Raw genomic sequence first — 1,972 nt, 5'->3', positions numbered from 1 at the left:
ACGCGCCGCTCGCTCGACCTGCTCGGCGCCACCCCGACGCCAGTCTGAGCCGCCCTCAGACGAGGATTTCATTCACCACGCCCCGCCATCGTCCGGCGCACACAACACCCGATCAACTGACAGCAAGGAATGCTCATTGATCCTCTCCTTGAGTGCGGTCGATCGAGCGTGTGGATACAGCTCGGAAACCAGGAGTCGCCAGCCCGAACTGAAGTGCGTTGTACTCGGTGGAGTCGGGTTCCGTCATTCCCAGACCGGGCGGATCTCGACGCTTCCCCGGCGTGCGTAGGGGTGGCTGGCGGCGATCTCGATGGCGTTGTCGAGGTTCTCGCATTCGATCGCTACCACCCCGCCGACGAAGTCTTTGGTCTCCGCGAACGGGCCGTCGGAGACGAGCATCTCCCCGTTGCGTACGCGAACGGTCGTCGCATCGACCGTCGGCCGCAGCCGCTCACCCCACAGCTCCGACCCGCGCACCTTGTCCTCCCATGCCCGGTGGACGGGATCGGCACCCAGCTCCTGCATGGTGGGCGGGTCGACCTCGTCGTCACAGATCAGCAAGACGTATTTCATGACACCTCCGGCTCTCATGGTTTCGTTCGGACATCAGGCCCCGCTGGCCTCGCCGCTCGGGCAGCTTCACTGGCATGCGTCACAACCACCGGAGCCAGGCGACGCCGATGGCTCTGCGGGTCCCGGTGAACCGCCACCGGTGAGGTCGTCGGATCGTCCGGCGTTGATCCGTGACCATTGAGCGGTGGGTCGGCCGTTGATCCGGGTGTTCTGTTCGTGGGACTGTGGCCAGCCTTCTGGTGAGTCCTCCCATGGTTCCTGCCGTCCGTAGAGGGTGAGATCCATGAGGCGGTAGTTGATGTCGACGGTCTCGACGCCGCGCCGGGTGGTCCAGTAGGTCTCGAAGACGCGATCGCCGTGTCGCAGGTAGCAGACGACGTGCATCATGCCGATCTGTCGTCCGACCAAGAGGGTGTCCAGAGAGTGCTGTGCGGAGTACCAGGGCATCGTCCAGTCCATGAAGTCGTGGTAGCGGATGCTCTCGTCGTAGGGGCCTTGGCAGAACACGGCGTAGGTGACATCTCGGGAGTGGACGTAGGACAGCTCGTCGAGCTGGGTGTTGTTCCAGGTGCAGCCTTCGCATTGCTCGGCCGCGGGCCGTCCGGGGTACCACATGAAGTAGTACGCGATCAGCTGGTGGCGGCCCTCGAAGGTGTCGATCAGCGGGACCGGACCGTCGCGTCCGATCAGCGTGGTGCTGGGATCCACTTCGACCACGGGCAGCCGGCGTCGGGCTGCGGCGATCGCGTCGCCGGCCCGGGTGTGCGCCTTCTCCCGGGTGCGTAGCTGGGCCAGGTTGGACTCGAAGGTGGCCCGATCGGTGATGGTGGGCTCGGGTGCGTTCTCGATGGTCATCTGAATCAGTTCCTTTGGTTGAATGTCAGGTACGTTGACGGGCGGGTCGGGCGAATCCGACCGCTGCGGTGATCACACTCAGCAGGGTCAGCACGCCGATGGCGGCGAACGCGATGTGAAAGCTGTCCAGACCGGAGTTCATGACCAACACGGTGGACACGGCCGCGACACCGGTCGCGCCGCCAACCTCGCGAGTGGTCTCGACCAGGCCAGATGCCAGCCCGGCATCGGAGTGGGCCACTCCGGTCAGGGCGCCGATCTGGATGGCCGGCTCGCACAGCCCGAACCCGATTCCGGCGCAGAGGAAGGGCAGCAGCAGTCCGTCCAGATATCCGGCATCGGCCGGGATCCTGGCCAGCCACACCGCGCCGAAGGTGAAGAAGGACAGGCCGATGATCATCAGCCATCCCACGTTCATTCGGGTCGCCATCCGGGCACCGATCATCGCTGTCGGCAGGATCGTCGCGGTCGTGGCCAGCCAGGCCAGTCCGGTCTCGGTCGGAGTGTAGCCGAGTTGCTGCTGCATCAGCAGTGAGCCGATGAA

The 1,972-nt window shown here is 65.1% G+C and carries 3 protein-coding genes; all 3 read right to left on the bottom strand.

All coding sequences use genetic code 11. The features are described 5' to 3' along the window. Positions 1-243: 243 nt before the first annotated feature. On the bottom strand, positions 244-573 hold the full coding sequence (locus tag ELR45_RS18745) for a YciI family protein (RefSeq protein ID WP_129667744.1): 330 nt from the start codon (positions 571-573) through the stop codon (positions 244-246). 66 nt (positions 574-639) lie between these two features. Further along, on the bottom strand, positions 640-1,428 hold the full coding sequence (locus ELR45_RS18740; protein ID WP_129667743.1) for a DUF899 family protein: 789 nt from the start codon (positions 1,426-1,428) through the stop codon (positions 640-642). 25 nt (positions 1,429-1,453) lie between these two features. Next, positions 1,454-1,972, bottom strand: a 519-nt coding sequence (locus ELR45_RS38345) for an MFS transporter (protein WP_205856847.1), incomplete at its 5' end; no start/stop codon positions are given.

It is taken from the genome of Phytoactinopolyspora endophytica, assembly GCF_004138495.1.
Classification (GTDB): domain Bacteria; phylum Actinomycetota; class Actinomycetes; order Jiangellales; family Jiangellaceae; genus Phytoactinopolyspora; species Phytoactinopolyspora endophytica.
This window is presented reverse-complemented; position numbering and strand designations above follow the sequence as displayed.